At 36.8% G+C, this 24,146-nt stretch carries 18 protein-coding genes; all 18 read left to right on the top strand.

Translation table 11 applies throughout. From position 1 onward, the window contains the following. Nucleotides 1–103: 103 nt before the first annotated feature. The 18 genes from OGI71_RS12945 (at nucleotide 104) to OGI71_RS12860 (ending at nucleotide 24,138) form a co-directional block, all read left to right on the top strand. Nucleotides 104–544 carry a hypothetical protein gene (locus OGI71_RS12945; protein WP_282255892.1) on the top strand — a complete coding sequence of 147 codons (441 nt, stop codon included), beginning with the start codon at nucleotides 104–106 and terminating at the stop codon, nucleotides 542–544. A gap of 749 nt (nucleotides 545–1,293) precedes the next feature. Continuing rightward, a complete protein-coding gene (locus OGI71_RS12940; protein ID WP_282255889.1) occupies nucleotides 1,294–1,674 on the top strand; it encodes a hypothetical protein in 381 nt (126 codons plus the stop codon). Nucleotides 1,675–1,848: 174 nt separating this feature from the next. Then, nucleotides 1,849–3,282: a hypothetical protein gene (locus OGI71_RS12935; RefSeq protein ID WP_223585379.1), complete on the top strand. Its 1,434-nt coding sequence runs from the start codon at nucleotides 1,849–1,851 to the stop codon at nucleotides 3,280–3,282. A 1,211-nt stretch (nucleotides 3,283–4,493) separates the two neighbouring features. Next, entirely contained in the window at nucleotides 4,494–7,334 is a 2,841-nt protein-coding gene (locus OGI71_RS12930; RefSeq protein WP_282255888.1) for a hypothetical protein, read from the top strand. Between the two features lie 108 nt (nucleotides 7,335–7,442). After that, nucleotides 7,443–7,988 carry a hypothetical protein gene (locus OGI71_RS12925; protein ID WP_282255887.1) on the top strand — a complete coding sequence of 182 codons (546 nt, stop codon included), beginning with the start codon at nucleotides 7,443–7,445 and terminating at the stop codon, nucleotides 7,986–7,988. Nucleotides 7,989–8,054: 66 nt separating this feature from the next. Beyond that, nucleotides 8,055–8,600, top strand: a complete 546-nt coding sequence (locus OGI71_RS12920; protein ID WP_223585382.1) for a hypothetical protein — start codon at nucleotides 8,055–8,057, stop codon at nucleotides 8,598–8,600. 524 nt (nucleotides 8,601–9,124) lie between these two features. Further along, nucleotides 9,125–9,964, top strand: coding sequence for a hypothetical protein (locus tag OGI71_RS12915; RefSeq protein ID WP_282255886.1), 840 nt, complete (start codon nucleotides 9,125–9,127; stop codon nucleotides 9,962–9,964). Nucleotides 9,965–10,636: 672 nt separating this feature from the next. Then, nucleotides 10,637–11,086, top strand: coding sequence for a response regulator transcription factor (locus tag OGI71_RS12910; RefSeq protein WP_223585384.1), 450 nt, complete (start codon nucleotides 10,637–10,639; stop codon nucleotides 11,084–11,086). 936 nt (nucleotides 11,087–12,022) lie between these two features. Continuing rightward, entirely contained in the window at nucleotides 12,023–12,454 is a 432-nt protein-coding gene (locus tag OGI71_RS12905) for a hypothetical protein (RefSeq protein ID WP_282255885.1), read from the top strand. 8 nt (nucleotides 12,455–12,462) lie between these two features. After that, nucleotides 12,463–13,596 carry a hypothetical protein gene (locus OGI71_RS12900; protein ID WP_282255884.1) on the top strand — a complete coding sequence of 378 codons (1,134 nt, stop codon included), beginning with the start codon at nucleotides 12,463–12,465 and terminating at the stop codon, nucleotides 13,594–13,596. Nucleotides 13,597–14,840: 1,244 nt separating this feature from the next. Beyond that, nucleotides 14,841–16,046 (top strand): OmpA family protein, encoded by a 1,206-nt coding sequence (locus OGI71_RS12895; protein ID WP_282255883.1) that lies wholly within the window; start codon nucleotides 14,841–14,843, stop codon nucleotides 16,044–16,046. A 256-nt stretch (nucleotides 16,047–16,302) separates the two neighbouring features. Continuing rightward, nucleotides 16,303–17,463, top strand: coding sequence for an acyltransferase (locus OGI71_RS12890; RefSeq protein WP_282255881.1), 1,161 nt, complete (start codon nucleotides 16,303–16,305; stop codon nucleotides 17,461–17,463). A 58-nt stretch (nucleotides 17,464–17,521) separates the two neighbouring features. Next, entirely contained in the window at nucleotides 17,522–18,688 is a 1,167-nt protein-coding gene (locus tag OGI71_RS12885) for an MraY family glycosyltransferase (protein ID WP_282255879.1), read from the top strand. Between the two features lie 9 nt (nucleotides 18,689–18,697). Then, complete coding sequence (locus tag OGI71_RS12880; RefSeq protein WP_282255877.1) at nucleotides 18,698–19,660, top strand: NAD-dependent epimerase/dehydratase family protein; 963 nt, start codon at nucleotides 18,698–18,700, stop codon at nucleotides 19,658–19,660. Nucleotides 19,661–19,667: 7 nt separating this feature from the next. Next, nucleotides 19,668–20,684 (top strand): acyltransferase family protein, encoded by a 1,017-nt coding sequence (locus tag OGI71_RS12875; RefSeq protein WP_282255875.1) that lies wholly within the window; start codon nucleotides 19,668–19,670, stop codon nucleotides 20,682–20,684. Between the two features lie 6 nt (nucleotides 20,685–20,690). Beyond that, nucleotides 20,691–22,217: a lipopolysaccharide biosynthesis protein gene (locus tag OGI71_RS12870; protein ID WP_282255874.1), complete on the top strand. Its 1,527-nt coding sequence runs from the start codon at nucleotides 20,691–20,693 to the stop codon at nucleotides 22,215–22,217. A 2-nt stretch (nucleotides 22,218–22,219) separates the two neighbouring features. Continuing rightward, complete coding sequence (locus OGI71_RS12865) at nucleotides 22,220–23,209, top strand: glycosyltransferase (protein ID WP_282255873.1); 990 nt, start codon at nucleotides 22,220–22,222, stop codon at nucleotides 23,207–23,209. Continuing rightward, nucleotides 23,206–24,138, top strand: coding sequence for a glycosyltransferase family 8 protein (locus OGI71_RS12860; protein ID WP_282255872.1), 933 nt, complete (start codon nucleotides 23,206–23,208; stop codon nucleotides 24,136–24,138). The genes OGI71_RS12865 and OGI71_RS12860 overlap by 4 nt, the downstream gene beginning before the upstream one ends. The last annotated feature ends 8 nt before the right edge of the window (nucleotides 24,139–24,146 follow it).

The following is a 24,146-nucleotide window of genomic DNA, read 5'->3' as shown; positions in this document are numbered from 1 at the left end:
CACGTCGTATAACAATTTATTATATGCCTTGTTTATCCCTGTGCAACATCTAATCTTAACTTATAATTTGTTGCAAAGGAATTACGTTTTAAAAAAGACCTATTTGCAGATAAATAAAATTTTGATGCCTTCAGGCCGGATTGAAAATGATGTTCAAGTTAGTATATCGGAGGAAAAGGATAACATAATTGAAGTGAAAGAGGAAGCGACTTCAATTCTTTCGCAAGCACAATTAGACTCCTATTTTCGAGAAAATAAACCATTCCTTGACCCTGATCTCAAGATGGAGCAAATGGTGAAGATTTTTAATACAAATAGAGCTTATTTCTCCAAGTTTGTAAATGTTGCTTATGGTGTTAATTTTAGTAATTACATCAATATGTGGCGGCTTAGGGAGTTAGATTCTTTGATGGAAGATCCGGACCATAAGGAGAAAGATTTGCAGACACTCATTACGATGGCAGGATTTGGCAGCCTACGTAATTATTGGCGGGTTAAGAAGAAACTTGAAGAAAAACATAAAAACGATAAATATTCAGAATGATGGATTTAAACTTATTAGCACAAGTATTGGCTTTTGCATTGCCGATTTTTTCTGCTCTGTATTGTCTTATTTTGTTGTTTATAAATTTGTATTTTAATAAACATGATGTTTTTACTAAAAGGCTGTCCTTTTTATTAGTTATTTTTTACTGTATTGAGATAGTTTACAGTATAACTATTTTATTTTTTATTCATTACAAAGATCTCTCTAATTATGTAATTCCGGTGTATTATTTTAGTATGCTGCTTATTCCTGTATTATTATATCATATTATTTTTAAAATCACTCGTTTACGCAAAGCAGAAGAATTCAATTTTTGGCATTATGGCATCCCTGTCTTTTTCTTTCTACTAACTAGTGTCTGTATCGTTATAATTTCTCGTAACATTTTTGGTTCTCTAAAAGGTGGAATGGATGCTTATCCTGAATATAAATCGTTTGTCTTATTTTTGGCAAAACTGACACCTTTTTTTAGGCTAATTTTTAGTTCTTTTTATATCATTCTATCCCTCCATCGAGTATTTACTTATAGAAAAAAGATCAAAGAATACTCTGCTGATATAGGTACTTCGTCCCTAGCTTGGTTATATAAGATACTTTTTTGCCTGATTATTTTGTTTCCTATTACTTTCGTTCATTATTTTTCTGTCGTTGGCAGTCTTTTTGATTATGTGACAATAGTCATCAGATTGACTTTGATCGTTATATTTAATAGTATTTTATGTTGCAATATTTTCTCCAAGAATTTTTTGCTGTTAACCGAAGATATTATATTTCAAGAAAAAGATAAGATTTCGGACGACAATATCGCAGGTAATCCCATTGATCCCGTGGTCTTTGAAGAATATATGGATGCTGAAAAACCTTACTTAAGTCATGATCTTAAAATTACAGATCTTATGGCACCATTAGGGACCAACCGAACCTATCTGTCAAATTTTATCAATCAGTATTATGGTATGAATTTCAGTACATTTATAAATACTTATCGGATGCACGAAATTGAAGCTCTTCGATCGGATCCTTATTATAAAGGCTTTGAGGAGGAGGAACTTGTCTATACAGTGGGTTTTAAAAGTGTCAAAAGCTATCACAGAACAAAGCATATTATTTCGGAATTAAAAGGGTAAATCCGTTCTATTGAGGAATATCTTTTCAAAGGACCCGATATGAAGTCTACTTAGCGTAGTGTGAAAGTGTAATATCAATTTGATTTCTGTTGAATGCTTTATTAGTAGAACAGGAAGTAAGAAAAAGGATAAATAATAAATTTATTTAGGTGAAAAATAATAGGAATAAAAATTATGAATGTTAGATATATAGTAGCTACTTTGGGTATTTTGTTGTCCAGTGAGGTAGTCAATGCACAGAATTATACAACAATAAATATTACTAAGGCTGATTTTTTACAATCTTCAGGCGCTGCGGAACCTATCTCTCCAGTGGGGGCTCAGATTACTTTCGAAAAAAATACTAGTACTAGACCCTCTACTTTTTCAATCTATGCGCTAAGTGATATTGTCACACATATAACGAATAGACCTGAGCTTTCTTGGAGGCTAAGCACGAGGTCTATCAAAGCTGGATTGACAACGAGTGACGGAGCGATGCGCCATACAATATTGGCAAGTGGCATGGGTTCTAATTTGGTGAATGAAAGTAACGCCACATTCCCCGAAGGTACAAAATTTGGTTTATGGTTCAGTATTCCAAATTTCTCCAATTACGCTTGGTATAAACAAAGGTATGGGATGAATGTTTTTCTATATGATATGAATAGTAATGGTGGTAGGCTGGTGCCCAATAGGACAATGCCTGTAGCGATAGATGTACCGCTGCTGAGTGAGATGACAGATAGCGACTGGGCCCCAGTATGGGATGTTTATGTAAACGGTAGCGCAGATTATTTATCTGGATTAGATGTTAAGCATTCTGAAATCAAGACGGTGCTACATACAATAGATTTTTCCACTATTCTTAGGGCAACAGCTCCGGTATTTGTCGCTAAAAGTCTGGATAATATGAATATTGAGCCTGTACCCATAAATGTTGCTACTTACCATATGGGAACTGGCTCTGTAATTTTGCATATGGATAACCCCACAATATTGCGGACAAAAAATATCTCCCCAGGTAACAAATCTCTATTGGGTCAGGAAAGCCTTGCTATATCATCTGCGCGCATGAAGCAATATTTTAGAAAGCCAGGTATTTATACAGTGCCTATTGAGTTAATTTTTAAAGACTCTTATACAGGAGATATTACCAAAAAATACTCACGAGTACTTAATATACATGTTCCAAATCTAAGCAGTTTTTCGGTCAGTACAACACAGATTGATCTAAAGTTGGAGAGTGTAAATGACTATCAGCAAGGAGTATCTAAGGAATATCCTGATCACCTTGTTGTGAGTCAGTTGCAGCCTTATACGATTAGTGTGAAAGCCAACAGTACTCACTTTACCAGCGTTGATTCAGAGCTGAGTATACCGGTGTCGGCGATTCAGCTAGGCCCTGCTACCGGGCAAAATACTGCCGGGTTCAATACAGTGAATTTATCTACCTCTCCTCAGTTATTTATTACAGGAAACGATGAAATAGCCATTGATAAAAAATATGGCATAAAATATAGTATACCTAGTAACGAGGCAAAAAATATACTAAGTACCCTCCCAATCGGAGCTACCGTAGGAGGTGTCTATACTGGCACGATTACTTATACGTTGACGCCACAATAACAATACCACAGAGGAAATTCAAGCACATAGAAATAGTGTATCTGAATTTAAAATCTTATGTACAAGTTATTTCAAATTTATACAACTAGTCATTTACTGTCCAGTATGGGGTAATGTTTGCGCTCCAAGCTCCTCGAGTTTTGGAGCTCTCTTTTTATCGATCAAAGCAGATTCCATGAGAATATATAATATTTTATTGATGTAAGCTACTGGATCAATAATACTACTTTTTCGCTATGCACTAATTCTATCCCTCGCATGGAATATCATATCTTCTGTTAATAGTAGAAAGTTTTTGGAAAAAATATTATAACATAGTATGCTGTTAAAAATAGTAATAAGCGCTAATGTTATAATTTAGGCAGTATATGCAGATAGAACAGCTTTTGGAGCGAAGTAATACAAAAATGGTGCGGGAAACAAAAGAACCAAACACCAGAATATCTGGTAGAGCCAGCCCAATGATGAGGCATCAATATCTGCTGAGTATTCAATGATCTCTTTTTTATATTTTATTACTCTCCATATGGCAAGAACCATATAAAACACTAAATAACACCCTTTATGGGCAAATAGTGATTAAGGAGTATGGCATTAATTACAATTTCGCCAAAATTTTTCAGGACTGTTTGATAATAATTTTGTTTTTGTTTCGAAGATGATCATAGTTGGAATGATTTGATATTTTTATAATTCATAAAGCTCCATTTTAATTGCTTCCCTAGTTTTTGTAATCTTATTATTTTCAATATTTTATTTTGATTATATCGTGTTATCTCAAAATTTAAGAGGATGTATCTAGCAAATAAACATATATATATTCTTTGTGATCTTTTATTTCGTATAAAAGAGTATGATATTTTGTATGATAGTTTGTTCTTAAAATCTATCGGTTGATTTCAGGGAAAATCAAATAGAGATGTTGTAATAAAAAAGGTGACTAAAAGTAAATTTTTAAATTAAAAACACTGATTTTCAGTTATTTGTATTTTTTACCAAAAAACTATACGTTTTGTCATTACGAATATATGTTTGACGTAAATAAACAAAAACATTCTCCTTCTCTTTGTTCTGTCAAATGAATATACGCGTTTGACAATATCATAATTTGATAATGGCAACTGAGAAATAATATGAGTTTAAATTGCAATAAAATATTAAAGAACATAATTTTTAAAAATCTTCCGCGGATTGTTTTTGCTGTTGGTTTTATGATAAATGCATTGCTTGTTACAGCTCAGACGTCTAAGATAGATATTCGCTTTGTACAAGATACATTAACGGTAAAACCCGGAGAAACATTTTCAAATTTTCTTGCATTTAAGAATAAATCTGATCGTGAGATAGTCCTTCGGAAATATAAGGATAATGCCAATGAAAATGCCTTACTTAAATTGCCGGATAGCATCGTATTAGCCGGAGGTGAAATTAAACAAGTGCCGATTAAGTTTTTTGCAAACCAGAATACCATAAAATCAACCAGCCAGGATTTCTCAACGTCGTATTATAATGTAGATTCGTCAGATAGAAATATCTATGCTACGCAGTTTATTGTACTATTAGATGCAAAATCCGAGCTCTTATTGGAGACTCCATATAATGAACTTTATTTGAGGCAGTTCAGTAGTTCCGCCGAATTGGAGCTTCGGACTATAAATTCTGGATTGGTGCCCTTATCCTTTAAATTGGAATTTGAAGATGTGCCCAAAGGTCTTCGCTTTGATTTTGACAATAACGAGATTGTCCTTGAGCCGGGGCAAAATCAGCTTATCCAAATCAACGCGACGAATGTAGGGGCGCCTAGTAACACCGCTGATTTTGCGGTAAAAATAAAGGCGATAGATCCGCATGGTAAGCTTATTGCTCAAAAAAATATTCGGATTATGTCACTTTCACATAATCGAAACCTTGTCATGCGCTATCAGGACATATATTCCAACCGTCCGAATGTGTTAAGCCTGAATTTTATTAACGCCAATAATTTTTCTTCGGTACAATTGGCGGGATCGGGAAGGTATCAATGGGAAACAAAGAAAGAATGGGGATACAATCTGAATCTGAATTCCTATCTGAAAAATGAGTCAAAATATAATCTGAGTGATACCTATGTATATCTGAAAACAAGACGATGGTATGTACATTTGGGATCTGTCAATGAGAACTACGGTTTTAATGTAAGTGGAAAAGGAGGGAAGCTGAGCTACAATCTGGATAAAAATAAGACTGTAGGGATTACAGCTATTGATAACGATAATATGCTGCTTACCGACAATCATCTGTGGAAAAGAGGGGGGTATACCCTTGCTGCGACCTATCGTGATGCAACAGCTGAGCGTGAAAACCTCGAGATGGTACTCCTCAATGCACAGGAGGATTATAGCCAGCTCAATACTTCGCTTTATACCATAAAAAAGAACCTGATCCATAAAATGGGGCATTGGCTGACCGCTGATGCAGGTGTTAGTTATCAGACCACATCTAAAATGAATAAACAGCAGGAGCTGGGATACACCTTAGGCCTTAATTATCGTTGGAAATCTGCTGTTGATAATAATACTGCTGGAAATCTGTCTGTATTCTACGGTAGCCCATATTATGGAGGGTTCAATAGAGGTTTATTCGTGTTCAATGGAAACGGAAGTATGCGGATCTCTGACAAAGAGTCCTTGTCAGCTTCGGTACGGTTCCAGAGCAACAAACCCAAGTTTTTGAACACTACATTAACGAATATTTCTTTTGGACGGTCGAACTATTCAGAGCAGCAGAACTATGAGCTGGGGTACCGTGTTAAATTGAGTGAACAGCTGCGTGTCGGTATGTATCCCTACTATATGTACCAATCTATGGCTTCGCAGATCGCTGCAGATAAGGAGCCCCAAATTACAGACTGGATGTCGAAATCATATCGGGCGAAATTGTTGTTCAACCTGCATCACATGGACCATAGCATGAGCTTATCGACGGATCATGGGTATACATCGGAGAATACTTCTGGACGGCCCACGGCACCTTTCTATTCATTAAAAACAGACTTTTCCTACAGCTTTAAGCAATGGGGACTGACTGCATACTATCAACGCAATCCTTATTACTTGTCTGATGCTTTGGTCAACGTAGGAAAAAAAGAGTATGATGTATTTACTATTGGGCCAACGGGAGCATTTGTCGGCCTAGAAAACAAGTTAAGCGTCAATTATTCGCTGATGTATAATTACTATGGATACAATAAAAGCGAAAATTATATGCTGAATATATATGGTAGATGGAATGTCAAGAACGATTGGGCTTTTACAGCTTCTGTAAATTATGGCGTCAATAAATATACTCTGATGACACGTTATAATCCTGAAACAGGAATAAACTATGAGGATCCTATTATACATTGGGGTGATAAAGACCTCTATACCTCTAGACAAATCCGTATTGGAGTGGAGAAGAAATTAGGTAGAGAACGGAATTCATCTGTACGAAAGCTGACTTATATCTGTTTTGACGATCAGAATAGGAACGGTATCCGGGATAAAGGAGAACCTCTGCTATCGGATATACTCCTTTCGATCAATGATCTTTCTGCTGTATCCAATAAACGTGGGGAGGTAAATTTCAATGGAACAGTGGGTGATACATACACTCCAGAAATATCAAACATGGAGGGTTGGACATTACTACAAGGAGCCAACAGTTCAGTCTTACTCTCAAAAAATAGGAAACATCCCCTTCCATTGGTGAAGACCAATCGGATTACCGGTGAGGTCAAGGTTATTCAGAACGAATATATTAGAGAAGGAATCGCCAATATGTCAGGGATACAAATCCTAGCCATTTCGGTTGATGATGAAAACGTCAGATTCCAAACATCAACAAATAATGTTGGGGCATTTAATCTATACCTACCCGAAGCGAAGTACAAAATATATGCTGATGTAAGTCGTCTTCCCTTGCATATAGAAAATAATGGGCAGGATATTTCGGTGGTTAAAAGTGTTGAAAAACAGCATCTTATTTTTACATCGAAAGATATGCGCAGAAGCGTAGAGATCAAAAAACTATAATGAAAATTTGAGTATGCTTTAGGAGTATTCACTCATGGATCGTATCATATAATTGAAAACAGGATACAAGTAAGTAATTAATAATTTAACATTTAAAAAACAAAAACAATGAAAAAGCAAATTTTAGTACTAGCATTATTATTAGCAGGAGGGTTGGGGTATAATACTGCATCGGCACAGTCCGCCGACAGCCGTACGATTACAGTCAATGTAGAACTTAAAGACGTATTTGGTGCCGGTGGTGGCGGTGAAGGTGGTAGTGGTGCTACAGGAGCAGATCAGTTAAGTTTCGTGTATGACAATGCTGGTAAATATAATAATGAGCAGACACAGACCATCACAAATCAGATCAATGCGGTAGCTACAGGAGCCTATAAGATCACTGTAAAGGCCAATGAGGCGAACTTTACCTCTGCAAACTCGACATTACCTTTAGATATCCTGCGCATCTCTGCATCCAAAACAGGAGAAGGAGCTTTCGGTACAGCAATTACCCCAACTACAACAGCACAGGATATCTTTACAGGAGGCACAGCTACAGCTTTTGGACAAGGGTATGATGTTAAGTATGATATCCCGGTAAATAATACCTTGGCAACTGGAGTCAAAGAACCGTATAAAGCAACATTTATATTTACAGTGACAGCTCCTTAATAAGTGGTGGGCGAAAATAGGATACAAGTAAGTAATCAATAATTTTAATATTTAAAAACAAAAACAATGAAAAAGCAAATTTTAGGACTGGCAATATTATTAACAGCAGGATTAGGGTATAATACTGCATCGGCACAGTCCGCCGACAGCCGTACGATTACAGTTAATGTAGAACTTAAAGACGTATTTGGTGCCGGTGGTGGCGGTGAAGGTGGTAGTGGTGCTACAGGAGCAGATCAGTTAAGTTTCGTGTATGACAATGCTGATAAATATAATAATGAGCAGACACAGATCATTACAAATCAGATCAATGCGGTAGCTACAGGAGCCTATAAGATCACTGTAAAGGCCAACGAGGCAAACTTTACCTCTGCAAACTCGACACTACCTTTAGATATCCTGCGTATCTCTGCATCCAAAACAGGAGAAGGAGCTTTCGGGACAGCTATTACGCCAACTACAATGGCACAGGACATCTTTACAGGAGGCACAGCTACAGCCTTTGGGCAAGGGTATGATGTTAAGTATGATATCCCGGTAAATAATACCTTGGCAACTGGGGTTAAAGAACCGTATAAAGCAACATTTGTATTTACAGTAACAGCTCCTTAATAAAAGATTAGAACTGGCCAGTAGCTTTGCTAAAAAGCTAGGGTGCCATAGTAAATGTATCATAATTTAGTAAATCGGTATTTGGGGACGGTACGCTTTTAACTGTCCGTTCCCTTATTTTGCTATATAGGCACTAAAAGTGCCAACAAAAATATGTACAATAAAAAGATAATGTGTATTTTGATGTTGTACAAGCCAAATAGCACTATATATCATCGGAGCAAAGGCTAATGGTAGTAGTTTTACGCGCTCAGGTGGCGATATCAGCATATGGGTATCTGTATTGCAGATTGAATCTGCATCGAGACAGGATCCGATAGAGGTCAACAGGGTAAAGCTATTTACAGTGCCATAACGACGGAACCAGCTTTTGGGAAAAATATGCTGTCAAATACAGTATCTTAGTGACCGATTCGAAGAAAATAATAATGACTGGTCCAGACAATAAGGTCGTGTCGGGTATTCATAGCGGATTGATTACTTGTGTATTAAAAAATAAAAGTGACAACTAACAATAAAAGATAATGATTAAAATAGAAGTTATATACCTCCAATTGAAGCATTTTGTTCATCAGCTCCTACTGGTTCTTGTTTTCGTTATTCCAGCTGCGGCGCAGGATATATCAGTATCTCCTATTACCCTTACTTTTGAGGGCTTGGCTGGGCAGACTGTCAGCAGAAATGTAAAGATGACCAACAGCAGCAAGACCAAGACTTATAGCTTTACGTCTAGTCTTAGTGACTGGGATAGGGACAGTACCGGAAATCGACAGTACCATCCTAACGGAAGTATGGCGCAATCTATGTCGAATTGGATTGAAGTGAGCGAAAACAATTTTGAACTAGGCCCCGGCGAGAGTAAAAATCTGACAATCAGCTGCGCCGTACCACATAAGCTTGCCTCTAAATCGGCCTACAATAGCATGCTTTTCCTGACCCAGACCAATCCCAGTAAGTCAGATAACGCTGATCAATCAGGAATAGGGATACTGGTCGCCTATGAGTTTGGAATACAGGTGTTTTACAACCCTTTAGGTACTTCGCTTGGCGATATGGAGATCAATGCCATGATCTACACTGGTCCAACTGGCACCATGCGAAATGGACAGGTACAATTGGCCTTTGCCAATACAGGTCAGATTAATAAGACAGGCACTGTGAGGTTAGAAATCACCAATAAAATTACTGGGGCCGAGATCAAGACTGAGCCTGCCTATTTTGCCATTATGCCACAGGGTAAACAGCGGTTGAATCTACCACTGAGCGAGCAATTACTGCCAGGCTCTTATCTATTGGTTGCCATCTTGGATGCAGGCCGAGGCCACAGTCTTAAGATTGCGGAAAAAGACCTGGTTATAAAATAATACGTCCTCTTGTACGTGGAGTAGTTATTAGAAAAATTAGGCAAAAAGAGAACTTCATTAAAACGATTTGTTCTCATGGATCAATTCTTATGACAGGGGCTATCCTTTGTTAGTTATATTGTTTATCTTATTCGGAAATCATTAGATTGGAATTGTCAGTACACTGGAAATATGGTAGCTAATATACCAGATACAAGAATCTTTGCCTATGACGAATAGTAAAATTTTTATATTTAAATTCGTTTGGAAGCAAAACCTACAATTTCAATTAAGCCTAAATTATTAGTATTAATTTGATCGAAGACATCCTAGAGTAATCTTAATATATATCGGTAAAAGTGAGCAATTACTAATTTAATAAGTGTCATTTAAGAGACTAATCAAAATGGGCCTATATACTTATCAAGGTGTTATTTATTAAGTTGCGTAGACAACTTAAATATAGAAATTTCAGTTATTACAAAGTGAAATTGCTGTAAAGTGTTTATACGGTTTTTTTTCTATTGCATATATTTTGTGGCTTATGCAATTATCATTCGGCGAATTCTAAATTTAGTGAGATTTAAGGTAAAAACATGTTATTGACTATATGTCACTAATGATTTTATCAAAAGCAGTGCTGTGGTTGTTAGCATTCTATTTCTTTGTAGAAATCAAGTAAAGTTGATAATTATGTACACTGAAACAATTAAAATAGGTCTTATCGATGATTCTTCAATCATTAGATTTTTTACACGGGCGAAGCTATCCCAGCACACGAATCCAAAATTTGAAATAGTGTTAGAAGCCTCTTCTCCAGTTGGCATGGAATCATTCAAAGCTAAATTTGAAGATCCGGATGTTTTTTTAGTGGATGTCAATATGCCATTTATGAATGGTATCGATAGTATTCCACATCTAAAGAAATTGTATCCCAATAGTCAGATTATTATGTATACCGATGATTTAGACAGCGACAAGATTAGTAGAGCATTGCAATTAGGTGCATCAGATTATATTTCAAAAAGTATAAATGATAGGATATTGATCGAAAGAGTAGAACAGATTGTATTCAACAATATAAAGCAACTCAAAATAGATAATCCCGCCAAGACAAATCATTATGCGTTTGATCGTGGGTGATTTCTGTTAAACGAATACTTTTAGCGACCGTCTCCCTACTTTTAAACAACATTATGAGATTTCAATTGAAAGAATTTGCATACGGGGTGTAAGGTTAAAATATTTTTTTTCTTTATATCCAATTGTGAGTGAAAATGAATAAATTTATATACTATTATAAAAGTACCCTTCTAGTTTGCGCGTTTTTTTATAGTCATTTATTTCGAATATTAATATTATTGGTCTCCTATGAATGAACTTTACCAAATCATAATTGCCGCAACCCCGGTCGCATCATCTATCATTTGTATACTTTTTTTGCTATTTGCATACGGAGATCGAATTTTATCTATCGAACGATATCTTAAAAGACTGTTATTGATCTATTTCTGTCAGATGATTTTTAACTGGATCTTTAATTTAATGATTCAGGTTCCTGGTAGTTCATTTCAATATATTCTTCCTTTTGTCGCATTCAACCTACATCTCATGCAGGTCGTATTTTTTCATGTAATTGTTATTATCACATCTATGGGCGAGCAAAAGAGAATAGGTGGATACCATTATGTGATTCCGTTCCTGCTGAGTTTTGCGGTTAGTTTATTCTTTTTTAGTTCATTATCTTTTTTTCCCTCACATAATGATGTCTTTAATTTTTTTATACCATATCTTTTCATTTCGGTAGCACTGTATTCGGTGTATTATACCTATTTAATGATTCGACACCTTTATGATAGCTATACCAAGTTAATGTCAGAGGGGAGGTACGAGGATTGGAGCAAAATTAAATGGTTGAATTACGTGCTGTTTTTTAGAATATTACTTCTGATAGCATTTATAGGGTTGTATTCATTCACATCGTATAACAATTTATTATATGCCTTGTTTATCCCTGTGCAACATCTAATCTTAACTTATAATTTGTTGCAAAGGAATTACGTTTTAAAAAAGACCTATTTGCAGATAAATAAAATTTTGATGCCTTCAGGCCGGATTGAAAATGATGTTCAAGTTAGTATATCAGAGGAAAAGGATAACATAATTGAAGTGAAAGAGGAAGCGACTTCAATTCTTTCGCAAGCACAATTAGACTCCTATTTTCGAGAAAATAAACCATTCCTTGACCCGGATCTAAAAATGGATCAGATAGTGAAAATTTTTAATACAAATAGGGCTTATTTTTCCAAGTTTGTGAATGTAGCTTATGGCGTTAATTTTAGTAATTACATCAATTTGTGGCGACTTAGGGAGTTAGATACATTGATGGAAGATCCGGACCATAAGGAGAAAGATCTGCAGGCGCTTATTACAATGGCTGGATTTGGCAGCTTACGTAATTACTGGCGGGTTAAGAAGAAACTTGAAGAAAAACACAAAATTGATAAATAAATTCGAATATGATGGATTTAAACTTATTAGCACAAGTATTGGCTTTTGCATTGCCGATTTTTTCTGCTCTGTATTGTCTTATTTTGTTGTTTATAAATTTGTATTTTAATAAACACGATGTTTTTACTAAAAGGCTGTCCTTTTTATTAGTTATTTTTTACTGTATTGAGATAGTTTACAGTATAACTATTTTATTTTTTATTCATTACAAAGATCTCTCTAATTATGTAATTCCGGTGTATTATTTTAGTATGCTGCTTATTCCTGTATTATTATATCATATTATTTTTAAAATCACTCGTTTACGCAAAGCAGAAGAATTCAATTTTTGGCATTATGGCATCCCTGTCTTTTTCTTTCTACTAACTAGTGTCTGTATCGTTATAATTTCTCGTAACATTTTTGGTTCTCTAAAAGGTGGAATGGATGCTTATCCTGAATATAAATCGTTTGTCTTATTTTTGGCAAAACTGACACCTTTTTTTAGGCTGATTTTTAGTTCTTTTTATATCATTCTATCCCTCCATCGAGTATTTACTTATAGAAAAAAGATCAAAGAATACTCTGCTGATATAGGTACTTCGTCCCTAGCTTGGTTATATAAGATACTTTTTTGCCTGATTATTTTGTTTCCTATTACTTTCGTTCATTATTTTTCTGTCGTTGGCAGTCTTTTTGATTATGTGACAATAGTCATCAGATTGACTTTGATCGTTATATTTAATAGTATTTTATGTTGCAATATTTTCTCCAAGAATTTTTTGCTGTTAACCGAAGATATTATATTTCAAGAAAAAGATAAGATTTCGGACGACAATATCGCAGGTAATCCCATTGATCCCGTGGTCTTTGAAGAATATATGGATGCTGAAAAACCTTACTTAAGTCATGATCTTAAAATTACAGATCTTATGGCACCATTAGGGACCAACCGAACCTATCTGTCAAATTTTATCAATCAGTATTATGGTATGAATTTCAGTACATTTATAAATACTTGTCGGATGCGCGAAATTGAAGCTCTTCGATCGGATCCTTATTATAAAGGCTTTGAGGAGGAGGAACTTGTTTATACGGCGGGTTTTAAAAGTGTCAAAAGCTATCAGAGAACAAAGCATATTATTTCGGAATTAAAGGGATAGGACCGTTCTCTTTTGTATTTTCCTTGTAAAATACTTTTTTTTACAATTATTCGATATGAAATCTAATTATGAGGGGAAAATAGGTGTCTAGAGCAGGACGATTACTTATAGGCTGACATCACAATGATACTAAGTGTGAATTCAAGGATATAGAAATAGTGTGCCCGATTTTAAAACAATAATGCGACTTTTTCTACATTTATACAGTTAGTCATTTATTTTGTACGATATAGCGGTATATTTTTCAATTCAATTACTACTTTCGAGAACATTTTAATAATGGTTTCATAGGTAGATGAAAATCATTTCAAGCTGCTGCCCAGCAGAGGAAGTGATGATTGAGCTCCAAGATCTTCGGGTTTTGGAGCTCTTTTTTTGTTTCAAACTTATTGCAGTGTATATCGGCAGCATCCAAATCGCAAATGAATTATGCTGTAAATACTCTGGGTTTCATTATGTCTTATTTTAACCCAATTATAGCAAATTCCATGATAAGCTATCGTATTTCTTCCAATTAAGTTGTTAATAATTAAAATCTTGTTGCTCGTTTATTCATAGTTGAACGCCCTGGTTTTAGGAATTTCTGAAACTAGATGCCTTGATGTTGAATAACCTTATTGAAGTTGAATGACCGTATGTTATCACATTCTTCGAAATATTATTGCGCAATATTTGAGAAGTGGTCTGTGTGCGCGGTTAGATTAAATCCCGAACAAAATAGAAAGACAACAGGATGCCCAAATTTAAGCTGTATACATCGCTCGGCGGATGAGATTTTCGATAAAGTTCGAATGAAATTTTTTTCTGTAAAAAAAGACAAAACATGTGCTAATTGAAGCTTTAACATTGATTTATCCTTTGTTTTACAAATTGGCAGTCATGTTTTTACACAATATTCCAGAAATTTTAAGGCGAGTTCTCACCTTTGGACCACAATAGAATTTGACACCGGCTGTCAGGTCATCAAGTCACTTTTAACTTATTAAGATCAAAAATGGTAAGGATTCTAAATTACCTGTAGATACGAATATATAGAAGAGGTTAAGTAGAAATAATTCAACATATAATAAAACAATATACAATGAGTAAAAATAACACTGCACACAAATCAAGAGACAATCAAAAAGGCCGCTGGGAATTAGTTGGGTGTCTTGCTTAACGCGATCACTAGATTCTAACAATAGACGCTGAGGAAATATAACAATAACATAGCAAATATTACTTAAACAATAATTTTAACCAAAATGGTTTTTAAAAAAACATTCGCAATAATTTTAGCTGTAACGGGGGCGAAGATGTCACAGGCGCAGCAAGTTGACTTCAGGCCAGATACCGTTGTCACAGTATCCAATGACAGGTATCAGGTACAAACCAACCGTTTCTGGGACAACTGGTTTATCAATGTCGGTGCGGGCGCCCAGATTTACTTTGGTGATCACAACAAACAGATGAAGCTTTCTGAACGTCTGACGCCCAATTTTGAATTCAATCTGGGTAAATGGTTCAGTCCCGGGATTGGGGTACGTGCTGGTGTTAATGGATATAAGATAAAAGGGGCCACTCAAAATGGAAGTCACTCTACTGGTGAAAAGTATACTGGTAAACCCTGGGATGGTTATTGGCTATACAACCAAGAATTCAATTATTTCCATATTCATGGTGATGTTTTATTCAATTTGTCCAATATCTTCAGCGGATACAAGAATGACCGTTTTTATTCCATTAGTCCCTATGTGGGTTTGGGTTGGATGGTAACGAACGAGGCTCCTGCAGCAAAAGAAGTGAGTGCGAATATTGGTATCTACAACAGCTTTCGCTTAAGTGATGCGCTTGATCTAACCCTTGACGTGCGAGGTGCAATGGTGAATGACCGGTTTGATGGTGAAACTGGAAATCGCCGTCAAGATGGAAATTTGTCTGCATTGCTAGGACTGACTTATAAGTTCAAAAAACGAGATTGGGAAAAACCGAGCAGCGTGGTTATCAGCTACAGTGATGAGCTGTTAAACAGCCTGCGTGAAAAAGTACGCAAGCTGTCGGAAGACAATGAGGCATTGAAAGCACAGTTGTTGGCATCCCAGGGAAAAACTATTACCGAGATTAAAGTTGAAGAGAAAATATTAGCAGCACCGATATTGGTTACATTTCCGATTAACCAAAGTATCGTGAGCAACGAAGCACGAGTAAACCTCGGTTTCTTTGCCAAAGTGATCAAGGCTGGAAACAAAAATGTTGTCTATAAAGTAACAGGCTATGCTGACAAGGGTACGGGTACAGCAGTATTCAACAACCGAATCAGCAGCGAGCGAGCGAAAGCAATTTATAATGTTCTAGTACATGAATTTGATGTTAACCCTGGCCAATTAGAGGTGTCTTATGAGGGAGGTGTTGATAATATGTACTATGATGATCCCCGTTTAAGCCGCGCGGTAATTACCATAGCAAAATAAAACGTGTTCAATTCTCTTATTCATGAGCATGTGTAGCCTTTTTGCGTAAAGGCTGCACATTTCTTAAAGCTCTAATGAATCTTATACACTGCCCTTAATAAGTAAGTGTATGTATTGGTAGAGTTCCTGCTCTGCTTTCTTTCTCAGGGATTCGACTTATTGAAATGTGTGAGATATTCCAGTTACACTGAAGTCTCTCAAAAAGAAACTATCTCTGAATACATAAATAACAAAGAATTTATAATGATTTAGCGCCATGAAAACAACATTAATGGATGGCTCTGAGATTGTGGGGAATTATTCCTACCAGTCGGGAGAAGTCAATAAAGATCAGTCAGCAGTAAAATATCAATACATAGACAGTATTAGGGGGATCGCCATTCTGATGGTTGTGCTAGTTCATACGATGGTTGGGATTCAAAACCTTGATCGGGTGACAGACGTGTTCGCAAAATATTGTCAGATGGGAGTACAGTTGTTTTTCGTAGCCTCAGCTTATACACTTTGTCTTTCTACTAAAAATAGAAGCCATGAAAAAAGGCCTTTACGGAATTATGCGATTCGTCGCGTATTTCGAATTACTCCAATCTATTGGCTGGGAATTCTGCTGTATTTTTTTATTTCTTATTTGGGCGTTTATAATCTAGCATTCTTTGATATCAGGAATTACACAGCCTTAAATTTGTTGGCTAATTTTTTATTTCTACATGGATTTTTGCCTTCAGCCAATAATACGATCGTGCCGGGAGGATGGTCTATAGCAACTGAGATGACTTTCTATTTGCTGTTTCCAATGATATTTAAGTTTACAAGCCGTTTTATCAACTCATATAGCAAGATCTTTCTTTTTGTAGCGATGGGTATTATTGTTGCACAGGGTCTTGTCCAATTGTTTTCCTGGAATGGTTTATATCTGGCAAATAATACATTCTTGTATTTCAATATCGCAAATCAATTACCCTGTTTTTTTATTGGAATAGCATATTTCTTTTATTTAAAACTAGGTGAAGCGAAGTATAGCTGGTATTTGGATCTGTTTGGGTGCTGCTTTCTCACAATAGCTTGCCTTCTGCTGTGGTACCTGAAGATTGGCTATTTATTTTCATGGATTCCAGTAATTTCTAGTCTATCGTTTGTATTTCTCATAGAGCTATTTAGGAAGAATAAAGGGTTGAACATAAGGTTGTTGGGAGAAATAGGGAGAGTTTCTTTTTCGATGTATCTTTTTCATTTTCTTTTCGCGTTCGGACTTGATTTCTTGCCCTTAAGCTGGAGAAGTTACGGTGTGTTTTCTCTTGCCTTTTATTTTTTGCTTGTTGTTTTATCAAGCTATCTAGTTGCTAAAATCTCATTTGTAACCGTCGAAAAACCATTTATAGGTTTAGGCAAAAAGCTTATTGACAGCATTGGACGTTAGAGCAGTTTGATCGGTGGATCTACTTATATACTTACTATTAAAAATATTGATGATGGAAATGAAGTTGGTTTTGATTCTTATTGCTGGACTAATAGCAATGCTGCTGAGTAGGATTTTTATTCCTTTCATAATTCTTGTAACCTATAAAAAGCGTTTGTTTGATCCGGTTGATGCAAGGAAGCAGCACCATGGGATTGTTCCTCGTCTCGGAGGAGTAGCTTTTGCACCCATTCAATGCTGTGTATTAGTCATGTCTTTGGTCATTATGATCAAGGTTATCAATATGGATCTTGGCCTAGAATCATGGGCGATATTACCAAGTTTCATGCTGCTGCTCTGTGGTCTATTCATTCTTTTTATTGTGGGAATAGGTGATGACTTGATTGGCATAAATTACAAGTGGAAGTTTCTTGTCCAGATTGTGGTCGCCTGCTTTTTTCCCTTATCAGGGCTATGGATCAATGATTTGTATGGTGTTGCATTTATTTCGGAGCTTTCACCTTGGATTGGTATTCCCTTTACTGTTTTTATGGTTGTACTAATTATCAACGCGATTAATTTGATCGACGGATTGGATGGGCTCTGTTCCGGTGTGGTTGGTGTCGGTTGTATTGTACTGGGGATTTTGTTTAGCTATTATGGTGCATGGATACACGCTCTGTTTGCATTTATCGCAGTAGGAGTGCTCGCCCCGTTTTTCTTTATTAATGTCTATGGGGTGACCCGTCGCCGGCGACAAATATTTATGGGTGATACTGGTAGCATGACTTTAGGCTATTCTATTGCATTTCTAGCTATAAGTTTCGCAATGAACAATACCTATATCAAACCTCTTTCAGAAAGTGCAATCGTCGTGGCTTTTTCAATCTTGATCGTACCCCTGTTTGACGTAGCTCGAGTTATCTGCATACGTTGGAGAAGAGGGAAACCACTCTTTAAACCTGATCGTAGTCACTTACATCACTATCTATTGGAGATGGGGATGAGCCACCGAACAACGATGGTTTCAATCTTATTGCTCACATTATTTTACTGTGTATTCAATATAATCATGGTACAGCTGATCAGTAATAACCTAGTGGTCTTGGCAGATCTCCTGATCTGGATACTTTTTCTCAAAGGATACCGCTTAATGGAAAAGACAAAGGAAACTGATAAAAGAAAAATTTCGAAAGAAAAGCTGACCCGCAGTACACAAATATCAAATATTTTAAAATCTAATTGATTTAATGTCATGAAAATAACATTAATAGGAGGTTCTGGATTTGTAGGAACCCATCTGATTACCCACTTTCATAAACTGGGGATGAATAAGGTACTGAATATCGATAAGGTAGGCAGTACATCGTATCCCACAATTAGTTTAATTGGAAATGTATTGGACCAAGAGCTGCTAACTGAACAGCTGTACGGCAGTGATATTGTCATTTTATTGGCAGCAGAACATCGTGATGATGTAAGCCCGATATCCCTGTATTATGATGTGAACGTGGAGGGTATGAAAAATACACTTGCCGCGATGGAAGCAAATGGAATTACCCGCATCTTATTTATCAGCTCGGTCGCAATCTATGGTTTGGATAAAAATAATCCCAATGAATCTTCCGCAGCCGAACCTTTTAATCACTATGGCATCAGTAAATGGCAGGCTGAAATGGTACTCGAAGATTGGTATAAAACTCATACCGACTGGAATATTAACATTGTACGACCATCGGTGATCTTTGGCGAAGGCAATCGTGGAAATGTATATAATCTGTTCCGGCAGATAGCCAGTGGAAGGTTTATGATGATCGGTAAAGGCAACAATCGCAAGTCGATGGCCTATGTTGGTAACGTGGTGGCATTTTTAGCTTTTTTGACCCTTAAACAGCAGGAGGGCTATAATGTCTATAACTATGTCGATAAACCTGACTTCAACACCAATGACCTTGTTTCATTGACGGGAGCACTCTTGAATAAGCCTATTCCCACGACCCATATACCATACTGGCTAGGCATGTTGGGTGGCTATGGTTTTGATCTTTTGGCGGTATTAACCCGCAAGAAATTAAGCATTAGTTCTGTCCGTGTCAAGAAATTCTGTGCAGTGACTATATACGATGCATCCAAAGTCACGAAATCGACATTCACACCTCCGTTCACACTTGAGCAAGGCCTACAGCGTATGTTAGAGACCGAATTTAATGCAATATAGAAGGATCATGGGAAACGCAAATCAGGTGAATACTACGGGAGGATTGGATATCGGTAAATTTATCATGTCGATAGTGGTTGTAGCGATTCATACGCAGCCATTGGCCGGTAAAATTTCTGGAATTAGCTTAGCCCTTTATAATTTTTTTATTGCCTTAGCAGTTCCATTTTTCTTTGTGGCCTCAGGATACCTGCTTTCCCGAAAGATAACTGTTCCTGTCGATTACAGACAGTGTTATACGATCCTCAGCGATTACCTTTTTAGGATAACAAAATTATATGTCATCTGGACAATCTTGTATTTGCCTTTGACAATCTATGGGTTTTATCAGCAGCATACTGATCCATTGTTAGCTTTTGCCTTGTTTTTTAGAAATATATTCCTACGTGGGGAGAATTATTATTCATGGCCCTTATGGTATCTGATGGCATTGATTTACACACTTATGGTACTATTGATCTTCTTAAAAAAGCAGATCTCGCCCCAGTTTATTCTGGTCTATGCGTTTGGTAGTTATTTCGTTGCATGCTCGTGGGACATCATTGTTAAAGCAGTCGAAGCCGAAGGATATATGTGGTTAAAAATATGGCATAATTCATTTGGTTCGGTACGTGTTTTTACGGCGTTGACTTTTGTGGTTCTAGGGTTGTATTTAGGTCTTTCGAGACGGTACTGGTCGAAGACCAATATTCTTATTACCAGTATAGGGGCCGTGGCCCTTGGTTTTTTCGAGATCCCGCTTTTATCAGAGTTGTGTATTCTAGTGGGCGCCTATGCCGTGTTTCAGTTGTTCGTATTGTCTTTCCCTTGGCTGAGCCAAGCCTATGGTAAAAAAATCCGTAAAGCAAGCACAGTGATTTATTTTACGCATATGCTCGTCTTCTTTACCTATCAGTCGGTTTTCTATAGTTTTCAATTGCCGCAATGGGTTGGATTTCTCTTTACAGTATTGGTAACGATAAGCCTGGCATTTTGGGTATTAAGATACGAGCAGCGGGTATCATGGTTAAACAAAATTTTTTGAGTTAGAATGGAAAGAAGTAGCCGTATAGCAAAAAATAGCATGTTCCTTTACATCAGGATGCTGTTTACATTAATGATCAGTTTGTATACATCCCGTATCGTATTGCAAGTACTCGGTGTGGCAGATTTTGGTATTTACAATGTCGTCGCAGGGATCGTAATAATGCTTACTTTCTTGAACACATCTTTAGCCGGAGTGACGCAACGATTTTTGACTTATGAGATCGGAACAGGCGATTTTGCACGATTGGTCAAGACATTTCATGTGAGTCTCTCCATCCATTTACTATTAGGTGGACTTATCCTATTATTGAGCGAAACTATTGGGCTTTGGTTTGTATGCAATAAACTGGTTATTGCCCCAGACCGGATGACTGCTGCACTCTGGGTGTATCATCTTTCAGTGCTGTCTTCTCTTTTTGGTATTATTAGTGTCCCTTTCGGAGCATTAATAATCGCCAAAGAACGGATGGGAATCTTGGCAACCATATCTCTTGTGGATGTTTTACTTCGTTTAGGGGTAGTCTTTTTACTAGGATTATTTAGCGCAGACAAATTATACCTATATGGGGTTTTTAGTTGTGCAGCATCTTTAGTCATTATTTTTCTATACGGTTATGTTAGTTATCGCAATTTCAAAGAAGCACATGTGCTGAAGCTTGTTTGGGATCGGCAGTTATTCAGGGAAATGTCTGTGTTTGCTGGTTGGACAGTCAGCGGAAACCTCGCTGTTTTGGGGGTAACACATGGATTAAATGTTTTGCTAAACCTTTACTTTGGTCCGGCCGTCAATGCTGCTCGCGCGATTGCCTTTCAGGTACAGAATGCAATTAATGGATTTGCTGGTAATTTTCAGACCTCTTTGAATCCGCAAATTACCAAAAGCTATGTTATCTCAGATCTAAACTATATGCATAAACTGATCTGCAGTAGCTCGAAAATTTCATTTTTACTCCTAATGGCTATTTCTGTCCCACTCTACTTGGAAGCATCATTTGTACTCAATTTATGGTTGGGGCCGGTTCCTGTTCAGACAATTACATTTATTCGGTTGACCCTGTTGACAGGCTTAATTTCCACCCTAAGCAATCCATTGGTAACAGCGATCCATGCTACTGGAAGGATTAAAAAATTCCAGTTTTGGGAAAGTATTGCCCTGTTGATGATCTTACCAGTCTCGTATTTGTTTTTGAGATGGGGTTATCCGCCGGAAATCGTCTTTGTGGTTCATTTAGCTCTTGCTGTACTTGCACAATTGATACGTGTATGGATTGTGGCGCCAGCTATACAAATGAGCTATAAAAGGTACTTGAATAATATAATAGGGAGGATTTTGGTAGTTGTGATCCCCTTTCTGCCCTGTGTTTTCTTGGTGCATCAATTTATGTCTCCGGGCTGGTTACGACTGTTGACAGTATCAGTTGTGAGCGTGCTGTTTATGCTTGTATTTCTTTACCTATTGGGCATGGAGCAGATTGAGAAGCAGTTTGTGAAAGAAAGTATTAAAAAATGGTCTTTTATTAAAAGTAATTAATTATGCAAGTCAAGGTTTCTGTTATTATTCCATTTTTTAATGCCGTGGAGCATCTTGAAGGTTGTGCTGCGAGTCTGTTGAAGCAAAACCTACATGGATTGGAACTCATTTTTGTGAACGACTGTTCTACGGACCGCAGTTTGAAGGTGCTGGAAGAAACAATTCGTAAATTTTCTAATCACCATATCGCTGTGAAGATCATTCAACATAAAAAGACCTTGGGCGTTGCCTGCGCAAGAAATAGTGGGCTATTACATGCAACCGGATTGTATGTCGGTTGGGTTGATGCGGATGACTGGGTAGATGAAAATATGTTTTTTGACCTGTATGGAAGAGCGGTCGAAACAAAAGCGGATATCGTGTGGAGTCCATTTTTTATGGATTTTAAAGACAAACAATACTTAGATGAGCAGCGCATATCTGAAAACAAGCACAATTATATGAAAGCTTTAATTCGAGGAGAAATGCAGGGAATGTTATGGAATAAACTCTTTTTAAGAGCAGTTATTACTGGTAACCAGTTAGGATTCTTGCCCGGCTGCAATATGGGCGAGGACCGAAATTTTCTATTTAAGGTACTATTTTATAGCCGTAAGATCGCACGTGAACCAAACAGCTTTTATCATTATGTTCAATCCAACCCTACGGCAATGACGAGAGATATCCGTATGGAAAGGGTATATGAGGAAATAGCTAACAATGATGATATTGTCCGGTTTATCAAAGATCAGAAAATCAGCTCGATCAGTAAAAGAGATCTGAATGATTTTCTTGCCAATGGCAAGCGAAGATTATTGCTGTCAAGCGACATAGCAGATTTCAAACGTTGGCGAGAGATACATCCCGAAACTAATACTTTGGTGTGGCACATAAAATTCCCTCTGCATTATAGAATACTTGGATTTTGCGCGTCCAAGGAGATATGGTTTCCTGTGATCTGTTGGATTAATCTAAAAAAAGCACTTTATCGTGTCAAAGGAGGAAAGAAATGAATATTATACCTATAGTGTTTTGTTTTGACGATCGCCTCATATTACCCGCCGGGGTATGTATCACTTCTTTGCTGGAGCATGCCAGACCGGATACATTTTATGATATTTTCATCTTACATGCTTCAAGTTGCAGCTATCCATCAACAGGATATTTGGAAAGGTTGAATGAGCGATACGTCAATTTTAAGATAAACTACAGAAATGTAGGAACAGTATTTTCAGATGCTTTTGAAATACGAAACATCACTGTTGCGGCTTACTATCGTTTGATGATTCCAGATGTGATTAGCGAATATGACAAGGTGATGTACCACGATGTAGATGTGATCTTTCGCGAAGATCTATCCGAGCTGTTCAATTCAACAGATATGAGCAACTACTATGTGGGGGGCGTTAGCTTCACGGGAGGGTTGCAAAAACAAGAGCGTGCTTATCTGTCTAAACTGCAATTAAATTGGCAGGAATACATACTATCTGGAAATCTCATTTTGAATCTGTCGCTACTTCGTAAAGACAATATTGTAATGCAGTTCAAGAAAGAGGTGGAGCGATCCAAATATCGTTATCAGGATATGGATATTATCAATATTGTCTGTAAGGGTAAAATCAAGCGACTGCCACCTGTTTTCTGCGGTACAATTGAAATTTTCGAATTAGCATCGAAACAACAGCGACAATCATTGTATTCTCCGGCTGAACTTGCGGCTGTATTGCAGATAGGCATTGTGCATTACAATGGTCCGAAGCCATGGAATACCTATTGTCCTAATATGGACCTATGGTGGGAATATTACCGTAATTCGCTGTACTATGACCCCCAGTTTTATTTTGAGTTTTTCTATTTGAAGCTGGATGAATATGATCGGTTGCCCCTATTGAAAAGAGTGAAAATACTTGCCCGATACTTTTTAAAAGGAAGATTAAAATAAAAAATATT

The sequence above is a fragment of the Sphingobacterium sp. ML3W genome (assembly GCF_029542085.1).
Taxonomy (GTDB): Bacteria; Bacteroidota; Bacteroidia; order Sphingobacteriales; family Sphingobacteriaceae; genus Sphingobacterium.
The sequence above is the reverse complement of the archived record's forward strand: the minus strand, read 5'-3'. Positions and strand labels throughout refer to the sequence as shown.